The following is a 24,048-nucleotide window of genomic DNA, read 5'->3' as shown; positions in this document are numbered from 1 at the left end:
GGTGTTCCAGGCGCGAGCCAGCCCTCGACCGAAACGAAACAACGGGAGAGCGACCCTCTCCCCAACCCTCTCCCTGAAGGGAGAGGGGGCCGGTCAGCCGGCAAGATCAGTTTCCGGAGGCTCCAACCATGCTGAATATCTTCTGCCCCCATTGCGGCGAGCTGCGTTCCGAAGAGGAATTCCACGCCAAGGGCCAGGCGCACATCCCGCGCCCGCTCGATCCGGCTGCCTGCACCGACGCCGAGTGGGGGGAATACATGTTCTTCCGCGACAACCCGCGCGGCATCCACCACGAGCTGTGGGTGCACGCCGCCGGCTGTCGCCAGTATTTCAACGTCACCCGCCACACGGTGACCTACGAGATTCTCGAAACCTACAAGATCGGCGAGAAACCCAGCGTGACCGCCACTGATGCCGAGAAGAAGTCCGCCGTCCAGCCCGCCGTGGAGAAGGCCTAAATGAGCCAGATCAATCGCCTGTCCCGTGGCGGTCGCATCGACCGCAACAAGCCGCTCACCTTCAGCTTCAACGGCCAGAGCTACCAGGGCTTCGCCGGTGACACCCTGGCCGCCGCCCTGCTGGCCAACGGCGTCGACATCCTCGGCCGCAGCTTCAAGTACTCGCGCCCGCGCGGCATCGTCGCCGCCGGCGCCGAAGAGCCCAACGCCATCCTGCAGATCGGCTCGCGCGAATCCACCCAGGTGCCCAACGTGCGCGCCACCCAGCAGGCGCTGTACAACGGCCTGGTGGCGACCGCCACCAACGGCTGGCCAAACGTGCAGAACGACCTCATGGGGATCTTCGGCAAGGTCGGCGGCAAGCTGATGCCGCCCGGCTTCTACTACAAGACCTTCATGTACCCGCAGTCCATGTGGCTGACCTACGAGAAGTACATCCGCAAGGCCGCCGGCCTGGGCCGCGCGCCCACCGAAGTGGACCCGGACAGCTACGACTGGATGAACCACCACGCCGACGTGCTGATCGTCGGCGCCGGCCCCGCGGGCCTTGCCGCCGCACTGGCCGCCTCGCGCAGCGGTGCGCGGGTGATCCTCGCCGATGAACAGGAAGAGTTCGGCGGCAGCCTGCTCGACAGCCGCGAGACCCTCGACGGCAAGCCGGCCGAGGAGTGGGTGGCCAAGGCCATCGCCGAGCTGCAAGGCAACCCGGACGTGATCCTGCTGCCACGCGCCACGGTCAACGGCTACCACGACCACAACTTCCTCACCATCCACGAGCGCCGCACCGACCATATTGGCGAGACCGCCCCGCTGGGTCAGGTACGCATGCGCGTGCACCGTGTACGCGCCAACCGCGTGGTCCTGGCCGCCGGCGCCCACGAGCGTCCGCTGGTCTACGCGAACAACGATGTGCCGGGCAACATGCTCGCCGGCGCCGTTTCCACCTACGTGCGCCGCTACGGCGTGGCACCGGGCAAGAAACTGGTGCTGTCCACCAACAATGACTACGCCTACCGCGTCGCCCTGGACTGGCAGGAAGCCGGTCTGCAGGTGGTCGCCATCGCCGACGCCCGCCCCAATCCGCGCGGCGAGTGGGTCGAGGAAGCGCGCAAGCGCGGTATGCGCGTCATCACCGGCAGCGCAGTGATCGAGGCACGTGGCAGCAAACGCGTGACCGGTGCGAAGGTCGCCTCCATCGACACCTTCCGCCACAAGGTCAATGCGCCCGGTGAGTGGCTGGACTGCGACCTGGTCGCCAGCTCCGGCGGCTACAGCCCGGTGGTGCACCTGGCGTCGCACCTGGGCGGCAAGCCGGAATGGCGCGAGGACATCCTCGCCTTCGTTCCCGGCCTGGCGTTCCAGAAGCGCAGCTGCGCCGGCGCGGTGAACGGTGTATTCCGCCTCGCCGATGCCCTGGCCGACGGCTACCAGACGGGCAGCCAGGCGGCGGTCGACGGCGGCTTCAAGGCCGTCGAAGGCGAGCTGCCGGTGGTCGCCGAGCGCGCCGAGGACGCTACCCTCGCGCTGTTCCAGGTGCCCCACGAGAAGTCCACCGCTCGCGCACCCAAGCAGTTTGTCGACACCCAGAACGACGTCACCGCCGCGGCCATCGAACTGGCCTGCCGCGAGGGCTTCGAGTCCATCGAGCACGTCAAGCGCTACACCGCGCTGGGCTTCGGCACCGACCAGGGCAAGCTGGGCAACATCAACGGCCTGGCCATCGCCGCCCGCGCCCAGGGCAAGAGCATCGCCGACACCGGCACTACGATGTTCCGCCCCAACTACACCCCAGTGACCTTCGGCGCCGTCGCCGGCCGTCACTGTGGCCACCTGTTCGAGCCCGTACGCTTCACCGCCCTGCACGCCTGGCACGTGAAGAACGGCGCCGAGTTCGAGGACGTCGGCCAGTGGAAGCGCCCGTGGTACTTCCCTAAGCGCGGCGAAGACATGCACGCCGCCGTGGCCCGCGAATGCCGCGCCGTGCGTGAGTCGGTCGGCCTGCTGGACGCCTCGACCCTGGGCAAGATCGACATCCAGGGCCCGGACGCCCGCGAGTTCCTCAACCGCGTCTACACCAACGCCTGGACCAAGCTGGACGTGGGCAAGGCCCGCTACGGCCTGATGTGCAAGGAAGACGGCATGGTCTTCGACGATGGTGTGACCGCCTGTCTGGCGGACAACCACTTCGTCATGACCACCACCACCGGCGGCGCCGCCCGCGTGCTGGAGTGGCTGGAGCTATACCACCAGACCGAATGGCCGGAGCTGAAGGTGTACTTCACCTCGGTCACCGACCACTGGGCCACCCTCACCCTGTCCGGCCCCAACAGCCGCAAGCTGCTGGCCGAAGTCACCGACATCGACCTGGACAAGGACGCCTTCCCCTTCATGACGTGGAAGGAAGGCAAGGTCGCCGGCGTACCGGCGCGGGTGTTCCGCATCTCCTTCACCGGCGAGCTGAGCTACGAGGTGAACATCCAGGCCAACTACGCCAAGGGTGTGCTGGAAGCCATCGTCGCCGCTGGCGCCAAGTACAACCTGACCCCTTACGGCACCGAGACCATGCACGTCCTGCGCGCCGAGAAGGGCTTCATCATCGTCGGCCAGGACACCGACGCCTCGGTCACCCCGGACGACCTGAACATGGGTTGGGCGGTGGGCCGCACCAAACCTTTCTCCTGGATCGGCTGGCGCGGCATGAACCGCGCCGACTGCCAGCGCGAAGACCGCAAGCAGCTGGTGGGCCTGAAACCCACCAACCCGATGGACCTGCTGCCCGAAGGCGCGCAACTGCTGTTCACCCCGCAGCACAGCGTCCCGGCGACCATGGTCGGCCACGTCACCTCCAGCTACATGAGCAGCAGCCTGGGCTACAGCTTCGCCCTGGCGGTGGTGAAGGGCGGCATCAAGCGCCTGGGCGAGAAGGTCTACGCCCCGCTGCCGGACGGCCGGGTGATCGAGGCGGAAATCTGCAGCTCGGTGTTCTACGACCCGAAAGGTGAACGGCAGAACGTGGATTGATTGAAAGCGGCTACAGGCGGCAGGCGACAAGCTGCAGGCCAAAGCCGCTTTGCCCTCTCCCTGGGGAGGGGGTGTGACCGAAGCTCCCGGATGGCACCGTGTGCCAGCACACACGGACATCCCCTCTCCCTTCGGAGCGGGGCGCGTAGCCAGGGTTCGGGAGAGGGCAGACTGACTTCCAGGGCGCACCGCGCGCCAAGGTGAACAGAACATGAGCAAAGCCAATCTCTACCAGCAACGCCCCGCCGACGGCATCCAGGCCGAGTCGCCCCTGCACCACGCCGAGCTGGACAAGCTCGCCGCGCGCAAGGTGGCCAACGCCGGCGTGACCCTGCGCGAGAAGAAATTCCTCGGCCACCTGACCCTGCGTGGCGACGCCCACGACCCGGCCTTCGCCGGCGGCGTGCACAAGGCCCTGGGCCTGGAGCTGCCGGTGGCCCTGGGCCTGGTGGCCAAGGGCGAGACCTCGCTGCAGTGGCTCGGCCCGGACGAGTGGCTGCTGATCGTCCCCGGCGGCGAGGAATTCGCCGTCGAGCAGCGCCTGCGCGAAGCCCTCGGCGAGGACCTGCACTACTCGGTGATCAACGTCAGCGGCGGCCAGACCCTGCTGGAGCTCGAAGGCGCCAAGGTCCGCGAAGTGCTGATGAAGTCCACCGGCTACGACGTGCACCCGAGCAACTTCCCGGTGGGCAAGGCGGTGGGTACCAACTTCGCCAAGTCCCAGCTGGTGATCCGCCACACCGGCGAGCACACCTGGGAGCTGGTGGTGCGCCGCAGCTTCTCCGACTACATCTGGCTGTGGCTGCAGGACGCCTGCGCCGAGTACGGCCTGCAGGTAGCGGCATAAACAGTGCTTTGCCCCTCTCTCTGGAGCGGGGCGCGCAGCCAGGGCCGGGGTGAGGGAGATCCCACCCCAACCTCTCCAGCGAGAGCCGCTCCAACGAGAGAAAAGCTTCGGAGCCAGACCATGAGCCGCACCCCCGATACCTGGATCCTCACCGCCGACAGCCCGAGCCTGCTGGGCACGGTGGACGTGGTCACGCGCTACCTGTTCGAGCAGCGCTGCTACGTCACCGAGCACCACTCCTTCGACGACCGCCTGGCGCAGCGCTTCTTCATCCGCATCGAATTCCGCGCCGGCGACGGCTTCGACGAAGCGGCCTTCCGCGCCGGCCTCGCCGACCGCGTCTCGCCCTTCCAGATGAACGTCGAGCTGACCCCGCCGGGCTACCGCAGCAAGGTGGTGATCATGGTCTCCAAGGCCGACCACTGCCTGAACGACCTGCTCTACCGCCAGCGCATCGGCCAGTTGCCGATGGACGTGGTGGCGGTGGTCTCCAACCACCCGGACCTGGAACCGCTGGCGCGCTGGCACGGCATCCCCTACCACCACTTCGCCCTCGACCCGAACGACAAGGGTGCGCAGGAGGCGAAGGTCTGGCAGGTGATCGAGGAAACCGGCGCCGAGCTGGTGATCCTCGCCCGCTACATGCAGGTGCTCTCCCCCGAGCTGTGCCGGCGCCTGGACGGCTGGGCGATCAACATCCACCACTCCCTACTGCCCGGCTTCAAGGGCGCCAAGCCCTACCACCAGGCCTACCAGAAGGGCGTGAAGCTGGTCGGCGCCACTGCCCACTACATCAACAACGACCTCGACGAGGGCCCGATCATCGCCCAGGGCGTCGAGCCCGTGGACCACTCCCACTACCCCGAGGACCTGATCGCCAAGGGCCGCGACGTGGAGTGCCTGACCCTGGCCAAGGCCGTGGGTTACCACATCGAGAAACGCGTTTTCCTGAATGCCAACCGGACGGTGGTGCTGTAGAGCGGCGGCAGGCTTCAGGCGACAGGCCGCAGGCGAGGAGCGGCGGCTTTGTGTAAGGAGGATAACGCTACCGGCGTTATCCGCCGCCAGCCATTGAACGGCGGATGGATGGAGCTCATCCGCCCTACGTTTCCAGCGGGACTGTGGTGCTCGCGATAAAGCACCCTCTCCCCAGCCCTCTCCCTGAAGGGAGAGGGGGCAAGAGCAGTGCGGAGTCGCCGGATGACACGGCACTCCCTCTACACACGGATATCCCCTCTCCCGCTTGCGGGAGAGGGCTAGGGAGAGGGGCTCTTGAAGCCCGGCTCCCAAGCACGAGCAACACCGACAGCCCCGCCGGCTGCCTGCAGTACCGACCGGCCCTGTCGCGCAACACACGACATCCCAGTGCAAAACCGCGTGGCGATCCACGCATTTGTACCCACAAACACAATGAGGAATGCGTATGTCTGGCAATCGTGGTGTGGTCTATCTCGGCCCAGGAAAGGTCGAAGTCCAGAACATCCCCTATCCGAAGATGCAGGACCCGCAAGGCAAGCAGATCGATCACGGGGTGATCCTGCGCGTGGTGTCCACCAACATCTGCGGCTCCGACCAGCACATGGTGCGTGGCCGTACCACCGCACCGGAAGGCCTGGTGCTGGGTCACGAGATCACCGGCGAGGTGGTGGAGATCGGCCGTGGCGTGGAAACCATGAAGATCGGTGACCTGGTCTCGGTGCCGTTCAACGTCGCCTGCGGCCACTGCCGTACCTGCAAGGAACAGCACACCGGCGTCTGCCTGACGGTCAACCCGTCCCGCGCGGGCGGCGCCTATGGCTACGTCGACATGGGCGGCTGGGTCGGTGGCCAGGCCGAGTACGTGATGGTCCCCTACGCCGACTTCAACCTGCTGCGCCTGCCCAACCGCGACGCGGCGATGGAGAAGATCCGCGACCTGACCTGCCTCTCCGACATCCTGCCCACCGGCTACCACGGCGCGGTGACGGCCGGCGTCGGTCCGGGCAGCACCGTGTACATCGCCGGTGCCGGTCCGGTCGGCCTTGCCGCCGCCGCTTCGGCCCGCCTGCTGGGCGCCGCCGTGGTGATCGTCGGTGACGTCAACCCGACCCGCCTGGCCCACGCCAAGGCCCAGGGCTTCGAGATCGCCGACCTGTCCAAGGACACCCCGCTGCACGAGCAGATCGCCGATCTGCTGGGCGAGCCGGAAGTGGACTGTGCGGTGGACGCGGTGGGCTTCGAGGCCCGTGGCCACGGCCACTCGGGCTCGCAGCACGAGGCTCCGGCCACCGTGCTGAACTCGCTGATGGGCGTGGTGCGGGTCGCCGGCAAGATCGGCATTCCGGGCCTCTACGTCACCGAGGACCCGGGCGCGGTGGACGCGGCAGCCAAGCAGGGCTCGCTGAGCATCCGCTTCGGCCTGGGCTGGGCCAAGTCGCACAGCTTCCACACCGGCCAGACCCCGGTGATGAAGTACAACCGCCAGCTGATGCAGGCCATCATGTGGGACCGCATCAAGATCGCCGACGTGGTCGGGGTGGAAGTCATCACCCTGGATCAGGCGCCCAAGGGCTACGGCGAGTTCGATGCCGGCGTGCCGAAGAAATTCGTCATCGACCCGCACAGTCTGTTCAGCGCCGCCTGACGGCGCAATCGACCCCCGGCCGCGACTCCACTTCCGCGGCCGTCTCTCCAGGGGAGCCGCAAGGCTCCCTTTTTTTCTGCCCGATCTCCGGCCCCGACACACCCTGTAGGAGCAAACCTGCGTCAGCCGGAAATCACTGTCGGAATCGGCGCTTGTAGGATGGGTGGAGCGGAGCGATACCCATGCTGGCGGTGCCAAGAATTGATGGGTATCGCTTCGCTCCACACCATCCTACAAAGGCAGTCAGGGCCTGGGCGCGGGGCAGTTGAAATCGCCTTCCTGGCAATCGGAAAGCGTCTGCAGTTCCTTGATACGGTTGTCGGTCATGGCCTTCAGACAGTTGCTGTACGCCATCGGGTAACCCGAGCCGCCCTTGGCGCCGGCCGTCTCGAACTGGCAGCTGAGGTCGCGGTAGTTCAGCCAGGCCTTCTGCGCGGCGGTCAGGGCCTTCTTCTGGCCGGCGTCCAGGCGCTGGCGATACTGCCCGTAGATGTCGTTGAGGCGCTTGTCGCTGGCCTTGTAGGCGGAGCCAATGCAGGCGTTGATTGCGGCCTGAGTCTGGGCGTCGGCGCAATCGTCGGCGGCCTGGGCGAAGGAGGAGATGGCCAGCAGGCCGAGGGGAAGGAGCAGGTACTTCATGGGGCGCTATCCGTTGTATTGGATGGAACCCCCACTCTAGCCGCTTCGGCCAGAAAGCGGCGGATAACGCTTGAGGCGTTATGCGCCCTACGCAAGCGATCGATCCGGGCCGAAACGTAGGGCGCATAACCGCTTGCGGTTATCCGCCGCCACGTCGCGTACGGCTAGCCCAGCAGCTTCACCGCCATCCGCTCCAGCGCCTGGCGCTGGAAGGCGCGGAAGTCCGCGTCCGGTTGCTGGCCTTCGAGCATCGGCAGGAAGGGATCGACCACCTCGGTGCGCACGCCAGCCATTTCCTCGATCACCGCGTGGCCGCAGAACGGCACGTAGGCTTCCGCGTAGCCGCCTTCGTGGACCACCACCAGTTTGCCATCGCACAGGCGCCCGGCGGCATCGCGCACGGCGGCGGTCATGAAGCGGAAGGTCTCGCTGTGGGCGAGCATGCGCGCCAGCGGGTCCACGCCGTTGGCGTCGAAGCCGCTGGCGACCACGATCAGCTCGGGCTGGAAGCGCTCCAGCGCCGGCACGATGAGGGTCTCCATGGCCACGCGGTAGGCGTCGTCACCGCTGCCCGGATAGAGCGGCACGTTGAGGTTGTAGCCCTTGCCCGCGCCCTCGCCGATGTCGTCCACCGCACCGCTGCCGGTGGGGTAGCAGTCGGCCTGGTGGATCGACAGGGTCAGCACGTCGTCGCGGCCGTAGAAGATCGTCTCGGTGCCGTTGCCGTGGTGCACATCCCAGTCGAGCACCGCCACGCGCTGGATGCCGTGGCGCGCCTTGGCCGTTTCCACCGCCACGGCGATGTTCGCCAGGTAGCAGAAGCCCATGCCGCGATCCGGCAGGCAGTGGTGGCCCGGCGGCCGGGACAGCGCGTAGGCGTTGTCCAGCTCGCCGCGCAGTACCGCATCCACCGCGGCGATGGTCAGGCCGGCGGACTGCCGGGCGATGTCGTAGGTGCCATGGCTGACCATGGTTTCCTCGCCCATGTCGCCGTGGCCGGCTTCGCTGTACGCCTTGAAGCGCTCCAGGTAGCTGGCCGGGTGCACGCGCAGCAGGTCTTCCTCGCTGGCCAGCTGCGCGCTGGACAGGTGCAGCTGGCTGCTGAGGCCGGAGACGTCCATCAGGCTTTTCAGCCGACGCTTGCTCTCCGGCGACTCGGCGTGGCCGCCGCCCACGGGCGGCTGCAGCCAGCCGCCGACGGGAAGGATCAGCGCATGCAGCCCGGTCGCGTGCCAGAAGCAGCGCTCGTCGAAGAAGAACCCGGTACGACGACTCATGCGCGGGCCGCCTTCAGGGCGCGCTGGCGCTTGCGGCTGAACAGCCAGTAGACCGGTGAGACCACGCCCAAGCCGACCACCCAGGAGACGTCCGCGCCGTTCATGGCCTGCGCCGCGGCGCCGGTGTAGAGCGCGGTGGACATGAACGGCACCTGCACCAGGATGCCGAGGATGTAGCAGTTCACCGCGGTCCAGTTGAAGGTGCCGTAGATGCCGCCGTCGCGGCGGAAGAACGACAGCACGTCGTACTCTCCGTGGGCGATCAGGTAGTAGTCGACCAGGTTGATCGCGCTCCAGGGCACCAGCACGTAGAGCAGCAGCAGGATGAAGTTGGTGTAGTTGGCCATGAAGTTGTCCTGGCCGAGCAGGGCGATGGTCAGCGAGCCGCCGAACAGCGCCAGGGCAATCACTGCGCGCCAGCCGGCCTTGGCCGACCAGGCGGGAATCAGCGTCTGGCCGACGGTGATGGCCGAGAGGGTGCCGCAGTACAGGTTCATCGAGTTGGTGGCGGCGATGCCGATGGAGAACATCGCAACCATGATGGCGCTGAAGCCGCCGGTCATCTCGATCAGGCCGGCTATAACGTCGCCCTCGCCCACCGACAGGCCGACCAGCACGCCCAGCAGCATCGGCAGGATCGAACCCAGGCAGCAGCCCCAGTAGCTCGACCAGAACGCGGTGCGCGAACCGGTGCCCTGCGGCATATAGCGCGAGTAGTCGGACACGTAGGGCGCATACGCCAGTTGCCACAGCGCGGCGATGGACAGCGCACCGAGGAAGCCGGGGATGTTGTTCTCGTTGCGCTGCAGCAGGTCCGCCGGCAGGCCGTGGACGAACACCAGCCAGACGAAGCTGACCAGCAGCACCGCGCCGGACAGCCAGGACATCACGCGGGTGTAGCCGTGGATCAGGCGGTAGCCGAACACTGTGGCGATCACGCTGATCGCGCCCACCAGCAGGATGCCGGTGTTGGTGCCGATGACCTCGAAGCGCGCGTGCAGCGCCTGGCCGCCGAGCACCAGGTTCGAGGCGAAGAAGCCCAGGTACATGATCACCACCAGGGCAACCACCAGCAAAGAGCCGAAGGAGCCGAACTGGCCGCGGGTCTGCACCATCTGCGGTACGCCCAGCTGCGGGCCCTGGGCCGAGTGCAGCGCCATGAACACGCCACCCACCAGGTTGCCGAGCACCAGCGCCAGCACGGCGGCGAAGAACGGCAGCTTGAACACGGTGACCGCCAGGGCGCCGGTGACCACGGTCAGCAGCATGATGTTGCTGCCGAACCAGATGGTGAAGAGGTCGCGGGCGCGGCCGTGTCGTTCGTGGGCGGCGATGGGCTGGATGGTGCTCAGCTCCAGCGTCGTCGCCTGGTTTTGCGTCGTTGTCATTGTGCTTCTCACGCGTCGTTGGCAAGGCAGGCCCGGCGCGGACGCCGGGCTTGGATCAGGTAGGGGAACTCAGCGGGCGGCCCAGGCGTTGAAGCGCTGTTCCAGCTCTTCGCCGTGGTCGACCCAGAAGGCCGCGTCCACCGAGCGGGCGCCTTCGAGGTTGGCCGGTGCGGTGGGCAGCGCATCGCGCACGTCCGCCGGCAGCAGGTCCAGCGTGCCCTTGTGCACCGGGCCGTAGGGGATGTTCTCGGAGAAGGTCTTCTGGGTCTGCGGCTGGCTGGCGAAGGCGATGAACTTCTCGGCCAGCGCCTTGTTCGGCGTGCCCTTCACCACGGCCCAGTATTCCGGGTCGTAGAGGCTTCCCGGCCAGACGATGCCCAGCTTCACGCCTTCCTTCTGCGCGGCGGCGATGCGGCCGTTGTAGGCGGCGCTCATCACCACGTCGCCGGCGGCCAGCCACTGCGGCGGCTGCGCCCCGGCTTCCCACCACTGGATGTTGCCCTTGAGCTGATCGAGCTTGGCGAAGGCGCGGTCGACGCCTTCCTTGGTGCCGAGCACCTTGTACAGGTCTTCCTGCTTCACGCCGTCGGCCAGCAGGGCGATCTCCAGGGTGTACTTGGCGCCCTTGCGCAGGCCGCGCTTGCCCGGGTATTCGGCGGTGTTCCAGAAATCGGCCCAGGATTGCGGGGCCTTGGCGACCTTGGCGCCGTTGTAGGCCATGACCATGGACCAGACGTAGGTGGCCACGCCGCACTCGCTGAGGGTGCCGGGAACGAAGTTCTTCGCGTCGCCGATGGCCGCCGGGTCGATGTGCTCGAACAGGCCTTCGTCGCAACCGCGCAGCAGCTCGGGGCTCTCCACCTCGACCACGTCCCAGGTGACCTTGCCGACGTCGACCATGGCCTTCACCTTGGCCATCTCGCCGTTGTACTCACCGGCGACAATCTTGCCGGCGCCGCTGGCCTCGAAGGGCTTGAAGTAAGCCTGCTCCTGGGCCGCCTTGGTGGCGCCGCCGAAGGAGATGACGGTGATGCTTTGAGGCTCTGTTGAAGAAGCCTGGGCATTGACGCTACCGACAGCGGCAGCGAGAGCACAGGTTAGAGAGACACGCGTGAGCAAGGACACTTTCATGGAACGACTCCCACAGCCGGATTGGCGTTGTTGTGTTGCTGGGCAGTACCCCCGGCCAGAAGCCGGGCAAAAGGGTTCCATCGCGCGGGCGTCTTCGCGCTCGCGGCGTTGTTGTCGGGAATTCTTGAGCCTGTAGGGCGCATAACCTGGAACAGGTTATCCGCCGGTCAATCCACGGCGGATAACGCTGGCGCGTTATGCACCCTACAGGTGGCTCTGGCGCCTTACAGCACGCCGATTTCCTGTGCCGTGCGGTCTACCGCGCGGCGGGTCTTGTCCACCAGCTCGTCGATCTCGGCACGGCCGGCGACCAGCGCCGGGGCCATGATCATGCGGCCGAGGGTGGAACGGATGATCACGCCTTCCTCGAAGCCGATGGTGCGGCAGCGCCAGGCGATGTCGTTCTCGTTGTCGAAGCGCTTGCGGGTGGCCTTGTCCTGGACGAACTGCAGCGCGGCGACGAAGCCGGCGCCCTGGATGTCGCCCACCAGCGGGTGGTTGCCGAAGACTTCGCGCAGGCACTGCTGCAGGTACGGGCCGGTGTCGTTCTTCACCGCAGTCACCCAGCCCTCGTCACGCAGCGCGCGCAGGTTGGCCACCGCCACCGCTGCCGCCACCGGGTGGCCGGAGTAGGTCAGGCCGTGGGCGAACACGCCGCCCTCTTCCACCAGCGCCTGGGCAATGCGCTTGCTCAGCACCAGGCCGCCCATGGGGATATAGCCGCTGGTCAGGCCCTTGGCGATGGACAGGGTATCGGGCTGGAAGCCGAAGTGCTGGTGGGCGAACCACTCGCCGGTACGGCCGAAGCCGCCGATCACTTCGTCGGCGCACAGCAGCACGTCGTACTGGCGGCAGATGCGCTGGATTTCCGGCCAGTAGCTTTCCGGCGGGAAGATCATGCCGCCAGCGCCCTGGAACGGCTCGGCGATGAAGCCGGCGACGTTGTCGGCGCCCAGTTCGAGGATCTTCTCTTCCAGCTGCAGCGCGCAGCGACGGCCGAACTCGGCCGGGGTCAGGTCACCGCCGGCGGCGAAGAAGTAGGGCTCGTCGATGTGCGCGATGTCCGGGATCAGGCCGCCCATCTCGTGCATGAACTTCATGCCGCCCAGCGCGGTGGCTGCCAGGGTGGAGCCGTGGTAGCCGTTCCAGCGGCCGATCATGATCTTCTTCTGCGGCTTGCCTTCGATCTGCCAGAAGCGGCGCACGGTGCGGATCAGCACCTCGTTGGCCTCGGAGCCGGAGTTGGTGTAGATCGCGTGGCTGTAGTGGTCGGGCAGCAGGCTGAAGAGGGTTTCGGAGAGTTCGATCACCGCCGGGTGGGTGGTGTGGAAGAACATGTTGTAGTACGGCAGCTCGCCCAGCTGGGCGGTGGCCGCGGCGGTCAGGTCCTGGCGGCCGTAGCCCAGGTTGGTGCACCACAGGCCGGACATGCCGTCGAGGTACTTGTTGCCGTCGTTGTCCCACAGGTGCAGGCCTTCGCCGCGCACCATCACGCGCGGGCCTTCGGCGTTCAGCGCCTTCTGGTCGAGGAAGGCATGGATGTGGTGGGCCGCGTCCGCCTTCTGGTAGTCACGGGTGTCGCGGTTGGCTCTGGTCTTGTCGGTCATCGACTTTCTCCTCTATCCCTCGGCGGTGCTCCGGCAGCCGGCCTGAGGGGTCTTCAGGGGATCGAGGGCGACGGACTTACCTGGGCAGTCTCACCGGCCGTCTCGAACGGTTCGGTTAGGAATTCTCGTGTTGCTCAGGCGCCGGGCACTGGCCCGGCGGCCTGTCTTGCAGCTAGTCGCGCAGCTGGAACCAGGTGGTCTTGAGCTGCGTGTATTTGTCGAAGGAGTGCAGCGACAGGTCGCGGCCGAAGCCCGACTGCTTGCCGCCACCGAACGGAATCGCCGGGTCCAGCGCGTCCACGGTGTTCACCGACACGGTGCCGGCGTTCAGTTTGCGCGCTACGCGGTGGGCACGGTGCAGGTCGTCGCTCCACAGGGAAGCGGCCAGGCCGTAGATGCTGTCGTTGACCAGGCGCACAGCTTCTTCTTCGCTGTCGAAGGGCATGACTGCAAGCACCGGGCCGAACACTTCGTCGCGGGCCAGGGACTGCTCCGGGCGCACGCCGGTGAAGATGGTCGGCTCGATGAAGTTGTCCGAACCATTGAAGCTCAGCTGGCGGCCACCGCAGGCGAGCGTCGCGCCGTCGCCCTGGGCGCGGTCGATGCAGGCCAGGATGCCGGCGGTCTGCTTGTTGTCGACGATGGAGCCGGCGCGGCTGGCCGGGTCCAGCGGGTCGCCCGGCGCCCAGTCGCGGGCCTTGGCGATCAGGCGTTCGACGAACTCGTCGTGGATCGAGCGTTCCACCAGCAGACGCGAGTTGGCCGAGCAGACTTCGCCCTGGTTGAAGAAGATGCCGAAGGCGGCCTTCTCGGCGGCCAGGTCGAGGTCGCGGCAGTCGGCGAACACCAGGTTCGGGCTCTTGCCGCCGCACTCCAGCCAGACCTGCTTGAGGTTGGACTGCGCGGAATACTGCATGAAGTACTTGCCGACCTGGGTCGAGCCGGTGAACACCAGGGCGTCCACGTCCGGATGCAGGCCCAGGGCCTTGCCGGCGGTTTCGCCCAGGCCCGGCACGACGTTCAGCACGCCTTCGGGGATGCCGGCTTCCAGCGCCAGCTCGGCCAGGCGCAGGGCGGAGAACGGCGACTGTTCGGCGGGCTTGAGCACCACCGAGTTGCCGGCGGCCAACGCGGGCGCCAGCTTCCAGGCGGCCATGTCGAGGGGGAAGTTCCACGGCACCACGGCGCCGATCACGCCCAGCGGCGTGCGGGTGATGGTGGCCAGGGCGTTCTGCGCGGTCGGCGCGACCTGGTCGTAGAGCTTGTCGAGGCTTTCGGCGTACCAGGAGAACACGCCGGCGGCGCCGGGCACGTCGATGTTCCAGGCGTCCATCACCGGCTTGCCCATGTTCAGGGTATCGAGCAGGGCCAGTTCGTCGCGGTTGGCCATCATCAGCTCGGCGAGTTTCTGCAGCACGGCCTTGCGCTCACGCGGCGCCATGCGCGCCCAGGGGCCGGTCTCGAAGGCCTGGCGGGCGGTGCGCACGGCAGCGTCGATCTCGGCGGCACCGCAGGCGGCGACATTGGCCAGCAGGCGATTGGTCGCCGGGTCGATGGCCGCGAAGGTCGCGCCATCCTGCGCCGCCACGCGGCGGCCGCCGATCAGCGCGCTGTCGATGAAGGTCTGCCGGGCAGCACGCTGCCGCCAATCGTTGAGCTCGTACACCAGGGCACTCCTGCTTCGCTCGCCCTCGAGGGACGTTGTTGTTCGAATGTGGATTGGATGGTCGCCCAAGGCCCTGCCAAGGAAAATTATTAAATTTGTCTTCGGGATATATGAAAAAGCTGGGCAGCCACGCACCGGCCCGGAGCGTTGTGCGCCATCGCGGTGCACGTCTGCGCACCGCTGCAGGGCCCGTCGTCAGCGGGTCAGCGCGTCGTACAGCTCGGGCCGGCGACCCGCCAGGTAGGGGAAAGTCTCGGCCTGACGGGCGCGTTGCTGCGGGTCGAGATCGACGATGAGCAGACTCTCCGCGGGCCCGGCGGCAGCCAGACGCTCACCGTCCGGCGCGACGATGCAGGAGCCGCCGAGGAAGGCCAGCCCGTCCTCGACACCGCAGTGGTTGCAGTAGGCGACGAACAGCTGGTTCTCCACCGCCCGCGCCGGGACTATCACGCCCGGCACCGCGCCGTATTCCGGGGTCAGCGCGGTGGGAATCAGGATCAACCCGGCGCCGTTCAGCGCGTGGGTGCGTACGGCTTCCGGGTACTCCACGTCGAAGCAGATCAGCAGGCCGATGCGCCAGCCGGCATAGTCGAACGGGGCTTGCAACGCATCGCCGGCGCTGAACACCTCGCGCTCCATGGCACCGAACAGGTGCGCCTTGCGATAGTGCCCGATGGCCGCGCCGGACGGACCGATCACCTGCACCGAGTTGTACGGCTTGCCGCCCTCGGGATGGCGCTCGGCGTAGCCGTAGGCGATGGCCAACCCGAAGCGCTGCGCCAGTTCGCCGATGCGCCGGGCCGACGGCCCGTCCGCCGCTTCGGCCAGCGCGTTCATGCGCTGCGGCATGTTGTAGCCGCCCAGCCACAGTTCTGGGCAGAGCAGCAATTGCGCGCCGGCAGCCGCTGCGGCGCCGGCCTGGCGCTCCAGTTGCTCGAGGTTGCCGGCGACATCGCCGGGGAGGCCGCAGGTCTGCCAAAGGGCCATGCGCATGAGCTTTACTCCAGGCTGCGTGTACGGGATTTGCAGGGCGTTTTCACCCGCTGCGCTGGAGTATGCCCGCGCCCGGAGGGTCGCAGCAGGCGGCCAAGGCCATGAAAAATGTGCTCGCCGGCGAGGAAAATCTTCGCCATTGGCCGCCCCCGCCGGCCGGCGCAACGCGGTATCTTGTATAAAAAAGCAGCAACGAGGCGTGCAGTGGCTTCCTATACCTTGCGGCAATTGAAGTATTTCGTGACCACCGTGGAATGCGGCAGCGTGGCCGAGGCGTCGCGCAAGCTGTACATCGCGCAGCCGTCCATTTCCACGGCGATCAAGGGCCTGGAAGAGAGCTTCGGCGTGCAGCTGTTCATCCGCCACCACGCCCAGGGCGTGTCGCTCACCCCCAGCGGCGCGCGCTTCTACCGCAAGGCGCAGGAACTGCTGCGCATGGCCCACGAGTTCGAGCAGAACGCCCTGGCCGACAACGACGTGGTGGCCGGGCAGATCGACATCGGCTGCTTCGAGACCGTCGCCCCGCTCTACCTGCCGCGGCTGATCTCAGGCTTCCGCGAGCGCTATCCCGGCGTGGAAATCCGCATCAGCGACGGCGAGCAGCAGGAACTGGTGCAGGGCCTCACCGGCGGGCGCTTCGACCTCGCGCTGCTCTACGAGCACGACCTCGATGCGACCATCGCCACCGACCCGCTGATGCCCGCCCAGCGTCCCTACGCGCTGCTGCCGGAGAACCACCGCTTCGCCAAGCAGGACAAGGTGTCCCTGCGCGACCTGGTGCTGGAACCGATGATCCTGCTGGACGTGCAGCCCAGCCGCACCTACTTCGTGCGCATCTTCGAGGAGCTGGGGCTGAACCCGCACATCGCCTTCAGCTCGCCATCGATCGAGATGGTGCGTGGCATGGTCGGCCAGGGTTTCGGCTTCTCGGTGCTGGTCACCCGTCCGCATTCGGAATGCACCTACGACGGCAAGAAGGTGGTGATGGTCAACATCGCCGAGGACGTCAGCGCATCCGGCCTGGTCGCCGCCTGGCTCAAGCGCGCCCAACTGACCAAGCCGGCGCAGCTGTTCGTCGACTATGCGCGGGAGGAGTTGAGCGGGAAGCACTGAGGCTGCTTTTCGCTTTTCGTAGGAGCGAGCTTGCTCGCGAACCAGCCAACCTCCTGAGCGATGGGCCTCCCCTCACCCTAACCCTCTCCCAAAGGGAGAGGGGACAGTCTGGCAGGCTCTGAAAGCTCGGCGCTCGCCGGCTGACTCCATAAACGCCCCAGCGCTGCGAACGGCCCCCTCTCCCACTGGGAGAGGGCTGGGGTGAGGGAAAAGCCCAAACACCAGGCCCTCCCGTCACTCCCCGTGCCCTGCACCGAAATCCGGCGTTACAATCTCGCCCCCTTTCGTATTCGTCATACCCCGCCCCATGTTGATCTGGAAAGAGCGCGTGCAGCGCCTCATCACCCTCGTCCTCGGCCTGCTGCAGCGCTACCCGCGCCTGATCGCCCTGTTCGGCTTCTGCTCCGGCGTCTTCAGTTTCATCATGGTGGACCGCCACCGCGCCGGCTTCGCCCGTGCCATGGCCATCGTCATGCTGGTCAGCTGGATCTGGCTGATGCTGGAAAACCTGCTCACCGACCGCTTCAAGCGCCGCTTCGGCTGGGAAGTCCCGCCCGGCCTGCTGCGCTACGCGACCCAGCTGATCCACCAGGAAAGTCTGTTCTTCTGCCTGCCGTTCTTCTTCGTCACCACCACCTGGAACAGCGGCCAGGCACTGTTCACCGGCGTGCTGACGCTGGCGGGGCTGGCGGCGATCACCGACCCGATCTACTACAAGTGGCTGTCGGTGCGGCGCTGGACCTTCCTCGGCTACCACACCCTGACGCTGTTCGCGGTGCTGCTCACCGCGCTGCCGATCATCCTCCACCTGAGCACCCCGCAGAGCTACCAGGCGGCGCTGGGCATCGCCGTGCTGCTGTCCTTCCCGAGCCTGGCGGTGACGGTGAAGATCCACAAATGGTGGCGCTGGTTCGCACTGATCGGCCTGACCCTGTCCATCGGCGCGGTGGGCTGGTTCGCCCGCGCCTGGGTGCCGCCCTCGACCCTGTGGATGACCGAGATGGCTGTGACCGAGAGCTTCGACAACGCCCAGCGCACCCCCGGCGACAGCCTGGACACTGTCAGCGTCGCGCAGATCAAAAGCCAGGGTCTTTACGCCTACACCGCGATCAACGCACCGCGCGGGCTGAACGAGCGCATCTACCATGCGTGGCGCCTGAACGGCCAGGAAGTCGACCGCATTGCCCTGGACATCAAGGGTGGCCGCGAGGCCGGCTACCGCGCCTGGACGCACAAGCAGAACTTCCCCAACGATCCCAGCGGCGACTGGCAGGTGCAGGTGCTGACCGAGGCAGGGCAAGTCATCGGCACGCTCAGGTTCGAGGTCACGCCCTGACCCTTCGGTATCCTTGACCCGCCTCGGCGCTTTCCCCTACAAGAGTCTCTTCCGAGAACAAGAAGCGCCGAGAGAGTCATGACCGATACCGCCCTGCACCCATTCGACCGCGCCGTCGCCCTGCAACCCGTGGCCGGCCACCCCGGCCTCTACGACGGCCAGACCAGCCAGGACTACTGGAACATGGTCGGCCCCTTCGGCGGCATCACCGCCGCCCTGTTGCTGCAGGGCGCGCTGCGCCATCCGCAACTGCTCGGCAGCCCGGTATCGCTGACGGTGAACTATGCCGCCGCGGTGGTCGCCGGCGCCTTCCAGGTCGAAGCCATCCCGGTGCGCACCAACCGCTCCACCCAGCACTGGCTGCTGCAACTGACCCAGGCCGATGAGTCCGGCGAGCAACAGGTCACCACCACCGCCACCCTGGTCACCGCGCTGCGCCGCGAGACCTGGAGCCTGACCGATATCCCCGCGCCCAACCTCGCCCCACCCAGCGACTTCGAGCCGATGAGCCCCGCCGCCAAGGGCGTGGCCTGGCCGAAGCAGTACGAGATGCGTCCGGTGTCCGGCGCCTTCCCCACCAAATGGGACGGCAGCGGCGAGACCAGCCGCAGCCAGCTCTGGCTACGCGACGCTCAGGGGCGTGCGCTGGACTTCCTGTCCCTGGCGGCGATGAGCGACATCTTCTACCCGCGCGTCTGGCTGCGCCGCGCCACCCCGGTGCCGGCCGGCACCGTGTCGATCACTACCTACTTCCACACCGACGCCGCGCAGATGGCCGAAGTCGGCAGCGGCTACCTGCTGGGCGACGCCCGCGCGCAGGAATTCCGCAACGGCTTCTTCGACCAGAGCGCCCAGCTGTGGAGCGAGTCCGGCGCTCTGCTGGCGACCAGCAACCAGATCGTTTACTACAAGGAGTAACCCGCTCCGCCCCTCGTAGGATGGCGTGGAGCGAAGCGATACCCATCATCTTCGCCGCAATCCCGCGATGGGTATCGCAAGCTCCGCCCATCCTACGTTTTCCCTTTCCCGGAAAAGGGAGCGGCGCATGAAAAAGCCCGGCACAAGGCCGGGCTTTTTCATGAACAGCACCAAGGCTCAGACCTTGCGCACGAACTCCGACTTCAGCTTCATCGCGCCGATGCCATCGATCTTGCAGTCGATGTCGTGGTCGCCATCCACCAGGCGAATGTTCTTCACCTTGGTGCCGACCTTCACCACCAGGGACGAGCCCTTGACCTTGAGGTCCTTGATCACGGTGACGGTGTCGCCGTCCTGCAGCAGGTTGCCGACCGAATCCTTGATCACGCGGGCATCGCTGTCAGCCTCGCCCGAGCCGTCGGCGGACCACTCGTGGGCGCACTCGGGGCAGACCAGCTGGGTGCCGTCTTCATAGGTGTATTCGGAATTGCATTGGGGGCAGGGCGGCAACTGGCTCACGGCGGTTCTCACAGTGGAAACGGTAAAAAGACCGCAGAGTATATAAGGTTTCTCGACTTCCCGCTGGGCACGCTGGCAAGGCACAAGGCCAGCACCGTTACAAAAGCGTAAGAATCCATCGTTATAAAGGGCAGCCTCTTCGATAAGAAAAAGGACGCCACGCCATGCTGCACAAGCCCTCCCCGCTCGCGCTGAGCATCGCCCTGGTGCTGGCGAGCCTCGCCGCTGAAACCGCCGCTGCCGTTCCGCTATCGCCCGTCATCAGCGACGCGCAGACCGCCAGCCGGACCCTGGCCAACCAGGACAGCCTGACCGTCACCAGTACCGGCAGCCTGGTCACCAGCGGCAAGAGCGTGGATCTCAAGGGCGCCGCCAGCGGCACTGGCGTGGTCATCGACAACAGCGGCCTGATGCAGTCCACCACCGGCCGAGTGTTCGACACTTCCGGCAGCGACAGCACCACGCGCTTCTACCAGATCATCAACCACGAAGGCGGGCGCATCCTCGGTTACGACGACGCCATCCGCATGAACAACCCGTTCAGCGCCGGCAGCGTACTGGTCGACAACGCCGGCAGCATCTATTCCGCTACCGGCCAGGCGCTGGACTTCGACAAGCTGCAGAGCGCGGCGACCGTCAGCATCGTCAACCGCGCCAGCGGCGTGATCCACAGCGACGGCAACGACGCCATCCGCCCTGGCGGCAATGCGAAGATCACCAACTACGGCGAGATCAGCAGCTCGGACATGATCACCGCCGACACCAAGAATGACGGTATCGACTTCCAGGGCGCGTCTGGTGGCTACGTGGAAAACCACGGCCTGATCAGCGGCGGCCGCCACGGCATCACCACCGATGTCGGCGCCACCCTGATCAACTACGCCGATGGCGTAATCATCGGCCGCAACGGCTCGGGCTTCGGCTCCGACGGCGACGGCACGGTGATCAACTACGGGCGCATCAGCGGCGCCTACAACGGCCTGGTGGAAAATGGCGACGGCGATGGCGTGGACATCGACTACACCGGCCACATCGAGAACCACGGCATCATCGAAGGCCTGGGCGCCGCCGGCGAGAAGGACGGCTCGCCCAACGGCAGCGAAGGCATCGCCATGGGCGGCGGCTCCATCATCAACTACGCCGGCGCGGTGATCCGCAGCGTCGACCGCGGCATCCTGGTCGACGATGGCAACGGCAACAGCGGTTTCGGCAAGACCTACCTGGAAAACCACGGCACGATTTCCGGCGAGAAACTCTCCGGCGTGACCCTCTCCGGCGACCTCGACGACACCGTGATCAACGACGGTCTGATCCACGGCGGCAATGGCGTGGCCCTGGAGATGGGCGGTGGCAACGACAGCCTGATCCTGCTCGCCGGCAGCCGCTTCGAAGGCCTGGTAGATGGCGGCAGCGGCCGCGACAGCGTGACCCTCGATGATGCCGCTGGCGGCAGCTTCGGCAACAGTGCCCACTTCGAATGGCTGGACGTGAAACAGGGCAGCTGGACGCTCTCCAGCACCGACGACTTCAGCGAAGGCGGCGAAGTGTTCGGCGGCGCCAGCCTGAGCAACACCGGGAGCATCCTCGGCACCCTGCAGATCGACCAGGGCGCCACCTACACCGGCAGCGGCAGCGTCGGCGGACTGAACGTCGCCGGCACCCTCGTCGCCGCGCCGGCAACCGGCGCCGCCCACGTGACCGGCAACCTGAACCTGCAGAGCGGCTCGACCCTGGCCTTCGGCGTGGAGCCCAGCGGCGCCCACGCCACCGTACAGGTGGACGGCAAGACCAGCATCGATGGCTCGCACCTCGCCGTGCAGGCCGGCAGCGGCAACTGGCCGTGGCAGAGCAGCGTGCAGGTGATCAGCTCCAGCGGCGGCATCAGCGGCCAGTTCGCCGACGTGCAGAGCAACTTCGCCTTCCTCACCCCGACCCTGAGCTACAGCGCCAACAGCGTCGACCTGCAACTGACCCGCAACGACGTGCAGTTCGGCGACCTGGCCAGCAGCGGTAACGGTCGCAACGCCGCCTCCGCCCTGCAGAGCCAGAACGGCGGCGCGCTGTACAACGCGCTGATCACCAGCGACTCCAGCAACGCCACCGCCGCCCTGGAACAACTGGCCGGCGCCAGCAACGCCAGCCTGGCCGCCGCGACCATCGCCGGCAGCCAGCAGGTCGGCGGCGCCATGCTCAACGCCGTGCGCCAGCTGGGCAGCAGCAGCCTGCTGGCCGCCACCGAGCACAGCGACACGCCAATGCTCGCCGCCACCGGCGTACCCAGCGAAGCACGCAACCTGAACGACCCGAACGCCGCCGGCCGCCTGTGGCTGCAAGGTATCGGCAGCCACGGCAAGCTCGACGCCCACGACAACAGTGGCGACCTGCAACAGAACACCGGCGGCACCCTACTCGGCGCCGACTGGGCAGTGACCCCGGACTGGCGCCTGGGCGTGCTCGGCGGCTACTCGCACACCGACCTGGACGGAAGCGGCGGCGTCTCCGGTGATATCGACAGCTGGCACCTGGGCGCCTACGCGCTGCATCAGGATGGTCCGCTGGCGCTGCGCCTGGGTGCGGCCTACAGCAGCCACGACGGCGAGAGCAAACGCCGGGTCGAGTTCGACGGCTTCAGCGATCGTCCGAAGGGCGACTACGACGCCGACAGCTGGCAGGCCTTCGCCGAGACCGGCTACGCCATGGGCAGCGGCCGCCTCAGCGCCGAGCCCTACGCGCGTCTGGACTATCAGCGCTACGAACGCGATTCCTATAACGAGAAGGGAGGCGCCGCCGCGCTGCATGTCGACTCCCAGGACCAGGACAACCTGAGCAGCACCCTCGGCCTGCGCATCGCCCGCCTCGACACCCTGAGCAACGGCATGAGCTTCACCCCGCGCCTGGGCCTGGGCTGGCGCCACACCTTCGGCGACATCGACAGTGAAACCCGCCAGTCCTTCCTCGCCGGCGGCGACGCCTTCAGCGTCCAGGGCACCGCACTGGACCGCAACAGCCTGCTGCTGGACGTCGGCTTCGACATCGGCGTCTCGGCACGCAATACCCTCGGCCTCGGTTACAGCGGCCAGATGGGCGGCAACACGCAGAACCATGCGCTGATCGCCCAGTGGCAGATGGCGTTCTGACGCTGGCGAAGCGGATCGAAGCAATGCCCGGCCATCGCCGGGCATTTTCCTTCATCCAAATGCCCGACTGTTAATCAGAAAAGTCTCATCACCTATCAGACCGTTCCAGCTACCCATGGGTGCTCCACAAGGCAAAGCTTGCAACCCGGTCAACCGACCGAACTCTGCCAATCGTCATCCAGTGAGCACTCCATGAAAAAGCTGTTCATCCTGTTCGCCGCCTGCGCCATGCTCGCGGCCTGCGACAAGAAAGACGAATCCACCAGCCAGAGCGCCGCTCCGGCAGCCTCCTCGCAATCCTCCGCGTCCCCCGCCAGCACTCCTGCAGCAGCTCCTGCGGCTCCTGCAGCCCCGCAAGCCAGCGCAGCCAGCTCCGAGCTGCCGAAGGAATGCGATGATTACGTCGCCCGCGTCAAAGCCTGCGTGACCAAGGCCGGTGGCGCTGCTGCCCAGTTCGATCAGGCGCTGGAGCAATCCAAGGCGCAGTGGAACGCCGTGTCCGACAAATCCCAGCTGGTAGCCGGCTGCAAGGCCGCCAACGACCAGTTCGGCCAGATGGCGGCAGCACTGAAGTGCGAGTGATCGCCCGCCGCTGAGCGACCGCCGGCCCACTGCGGCCGGTCGGTCCTAGTCCGCCGCCGGTATCTGACTCAGGTAGGCCGCCAGCGCAGTGATGTCCGCATCGCTGAGCAGCGCCGCCACGCCCAGCATGGGTGATCCGGCGCGGCTCGGGTCGTTGTCGCGGTAACGCTGCAGGGCATGCGTCAGGTAGGTCCCGGGTTGCCCGGCAATCCGCGGAAAGCCGTCATGCCCCATGGCGCCGGCGCCATGGCAGGTCACGCAGACCGTGGCAAAGCGTTGTGCCCCCTGCTCCACCAGCGCCGGATCAGGCGCCGCTTCGGTGCGTGGCAGGACCTTCTGCTGGCTGAAGTAGTAGGCGATGTTGACCCGCTCGTTGAGGGTCAGCAGCTTGGCCGCCTGGTTCATCACGAAATCGGTGCGCTGGCCATCGACGTACTTCTCGAAGGCATCGAAGAGATACTGCGGGTTCTGCGCGGCCAGGTTGGGGATGTAGTCGCGCTTGCTGTTACCGTCCTTGCCGTGGCACTTGCTGCACAGCAGGATGCGCTCCTCGGCGGCCGCATAAGCCTGCTCGCGCTTGGCCGGGTCCTGCTCCAGGACGGCGAGCCGGTCCATCATCTCCGATGCTTGGGCGCTGGCGCACAACAGCATCCACAACAGAACGACTCTCCCCATCACCGCACCCTGGTCAGTTTTCCCAGCGTCGACGCTAATGGGTTTGCCTAGGAAGTTTCCGACGCAGATCAAGCAAAGCGACGAATCCTGCGGGCAAAAAAAAGGGGGAGCATCGTGC

At 66.8% G+C, this 24,048-nt stretch carries 19 protein-coding genes and 1 pseudogene; 10 read left to right on the top strand and 10 right to left on the bottom strand.

Annotated features, from left to right (window positions below):
• The first annotated feature begins 128 nt into the window (after positions 1–128).
• From HNP46_RS26895 to fdhA, 5 genes are all read left to right on the top strand, one after another.
• The gene (locus HNP46_RS26895; protein ID WP_184595101.1) at positions 129–458 is read left to right on the top strand and encodes a sarcosine oxidase subunit delta; all 330 of its coding nucleotides are present in this window, start codon (positions 129–131) and stop codon (positions 456–458) included.
• Complete coding sequence (locus tag HNP46_RS26890) at positions 459–3,479, top strand: sarcosine oxidase subunit alpha (protein WP_184595100.1); 3,021 nt, start codon at positions 459–461, stop codon at positions 3,477–3,479.
• 211 nt (positions 3,480–3,690) lie between these two features.
• Positions 3,691–4,326 carry a sarcosine oxidase subunit gamma gene (locus tag HNP46_RS26885; RefSeq protein WP_184595098.1) on the top strand — a complete coding sequence of 212 codons (636 nt, stop codon included), beginning with the start codon at positions 3,691–3,693 and terminating at the stop codon, positions 4,324–4,326.
• Positions 4,327–4,446: 120 nt separating this feature from the next.
• Positions 4,447–5,304, top strand: a complete 858-nt coding sequence (locus HNP46_RS26880) for a formyltetrahydrofolate deformylase (RefSeq protein WP_184595096.1) — start codon at positions 4,447–4,449, stop codon at positions 5,302–5,304.
• A gap of 445 nt (positions 5,305–5,749) precedes the next feature.
• Positions 5,750–6,949 (top strand): formaldehyde dehydrogenase, glutathione-independent, encoded by a 1,200-nt coding sequence (fdhA, locus tag HNP46_RS26875; RefSeq protein ID WP_081519115.1) that lies wholly within the window; start codon positions 5,750–5,752, stop codon positions 6,947–6,949.
• Positions 6,950–7,192: 243 nt separating this feature from the next.
• Here the strand turns inward: fdhA and HNP46_RS26870 are convergent, their stop codons facing one another.
• The 8 genes and pseudogenes from HNP46_RS26870 to HNP46_RS26840 all read right to left on the bottom strand — a co-directional run bounded on the left by HNP46_RS26870 (position 7,193) and on the right by HNP46_RS26840 (position 15,650).
• Complete coding sequence (locus tag HNP46_RS26870) at positions 7,193–7,588, bottom strand: lysozyme inhibitor LprI family protein (protein WP_184595094.1); 396 nt, start codon at positions 7,586–7,588, stop codon at positions 7,193–7,195.
• Between the two features lie 164 nt (positions 7,589–7,752).
• Positions 7,753–8,865 (bottom strand): class II histone deacetylase, encoded by a 1,113-nt coding sequence (locus tag HNP46_RS26865; protein ID WP_184595092.1) that lies wholly within the window; start codon positions 8,863–8,865, stop codon positions 7,753–7,755.
• Complete coding sequence (locus HNP46_RS26860) at positions 8,862–10,253, bottom strand: purine-cytosine permease family protein (RefSeq protein ID WP_184595090.1); 1,392 nt, start codon at positions 10,251–10,253, stop codon at positions 8,862–8,864. The genes HNP46_RS26865 and HNP46_RS26860 overlap by 4 nt, the downstream gene beginning before the upstream one ends.
• Before the next feature lie 69 nt (positions 10,254–10,322).
• A complete protein-coding gene (locus HNP46_RS26855) occupies positions 10,323–11,384 on the bottom strand; it encodes an ABC transporter substrate-binding protein (protein WP_184595088.1) in 1,062 nt (353 codons plus the stop codon).
• 224 nt (positions 11,385–11,608) lie between these two features.
• On the bottom strand, positions 11,609–12,991 hold the full coding sequence (locus HNP46_RS26850; RefSeq protein WP_184595086.1) for an aspartate aminotransferase family protein: 1,383 nt from the start codon (positions 12,989–12,991) through the stop codon (positions 11,609–11,611).
• A 12-nt stretch (positions 12,992–13,003) separates the two neighbouring features.
• Positions 13,004–13,113 (bottom strand): annotated as a pseudogene (locus HNP46_RS36250) (hypothetical protein); the annotation flags it as partial.
• A 50-nt stretch (positions 13,114–13,163) separates the two neighbouring features.
• On the bottom strand, positions 13,164–14,657 hold the full coding sequence (locus HNP46_RS26845; RefSeq protein ID WP_184595084.1) for an aldehyde dehydrogenase: 1,494 nt from the start codon (positions 14,655–14,657) through the stop codon (positions 13,164–13,166).
• 195 nt (positions 14,658–14,852) lie between these two features.
• Entirely contained in the window at positions 14,853–15,650 is a 798-nt protein-coding gene (locus HNP46_RS26840; protein WP_184595082.1) for a carbon-nitrogen hydrolase family protein, read from the bottom strand.
• A gap of 204 nt (positions 15,651–15,854) precedes the next feature.
• Between HNP46_RS26840 and HNP46_RS26835 the strand changes: the two genes are divergently transcribed.
• The 3 genes from HNP46_RS26835 (at position 15,855) to HNP46_RS26825 (ending at position 19,017) form a co-directional block, all read left to right on the top strand.
• Positions 15,855–16,763, top strand: coding sequence for a LysR substrate-binding domain-containing protein (locus HNP46_RS26835; RefSeq protein ID WP_184595080.1), 909 nt, complete (start codon positions 15,855–15,857; stop codon positions 16,761–16,763).
• 307 nt (positions 16,764–17,070) lie between these two features.
• Positions 17,071–18,099: a DUF5924 family protein gene (locus HNP46_RS26830; RefSeq protein WP_184595078.1), complete on the top strand. Its 1,029-nt coding sequence runs from the start codon at positions 17,071–17,073 to the stop codon at positions 18,097–18,099.
• Between the two features lie 78 nt (positions 18,100–18,177).
• Positions 18,178–19,017: an acyl-CoA thioesterase gene (locus HNP46_RS26825; RefSeq protein ID WP_184595076.1), complete on the top strand. Its 840-nt coding sequence runs from the start codon at positions 18,178–18,180 to the stop codon at positions 19,015–19,017.
• 177 nt (positions 19,018–19,194) lie between these two features.
• On the opposite strand, the gene HNP46_RS26820 is transcribed toward HNP46_RS26825, so the two are convergent.
• Positions 19,195–19,536, bottom strand: a complete 342-nt coding sequence (locus HNP46_RS26820) for a zinc ribbon domain-containing protein YjdM (RefSeq protein ID WP_184595074.1) — start codon at positions 19,534–19,536, stop codon at positions 19,195–19,197.
• A gap of 164 nt (positions 19,537–19,700) precedes the next feature.
• Here HNP46_RS26820 and HNP46_RS26815 point away from each other — a divergent pair, with 164 nt between their 5' ends.
• Both HNP46_RS26815 and HNP46_RS26810 read left to right on the top strand, forming a co-directional pair.
• Positions 19,701–22,673: an autotransporter outer membrane beta-barrel domain-containing protein gene (locus HNP46_RS26815; protein WP_184595071.1), complete on the top strand. Its 2,973-nt coding sequence runs from the start codon at positions 19,701–19,703 to the stop codon at positions 22,671–22,673.
• Positions 22,674–22,865: 192 nt separating this feature from the next.
• Complete coding sequence (locus HNP46_RS26810; protein ID WP_184595070.1) at positions 22,866–23,255, top strand: DUF5339 family protein; 390 nt, start codon at positions 22,866–22,868, stop codon at positions 23,253–23,255.
• A gap of 45 nt (positions 23,256–23,300) precedes the next feature.
• Here the strand turns inward: HNP46_RS26810 and HNP46_RS26805 are convergent, their stop codons facing one another.
• Entirely contained in the window at positions 23,301–23,930 is a 630-nt protein-coding gene (locus HNP46_RS26805) for a c-type cytochrome (RefSeq protein ID WP_260403275.1), read from the bottom strand.
• Positions 23,931–24,048 lie beyond the last annotated feature (118 nt).

This window comes from Pseudomonas nitroreducens (assembly GCF_014204515.1).
Classification (GTDB): Bacteria; Pseudomonadota; Gammaproteobacteria; order Pseudomonadales; family Pseudomonadaceae; genus Pseudomonas; species Pseudomonas nitritireducens_A.
The sequence above is the reverse complement of the archived record's forward strand: the minus strand, read 5'-3'. Positions and strand labels throughout refer to the sequence as shown.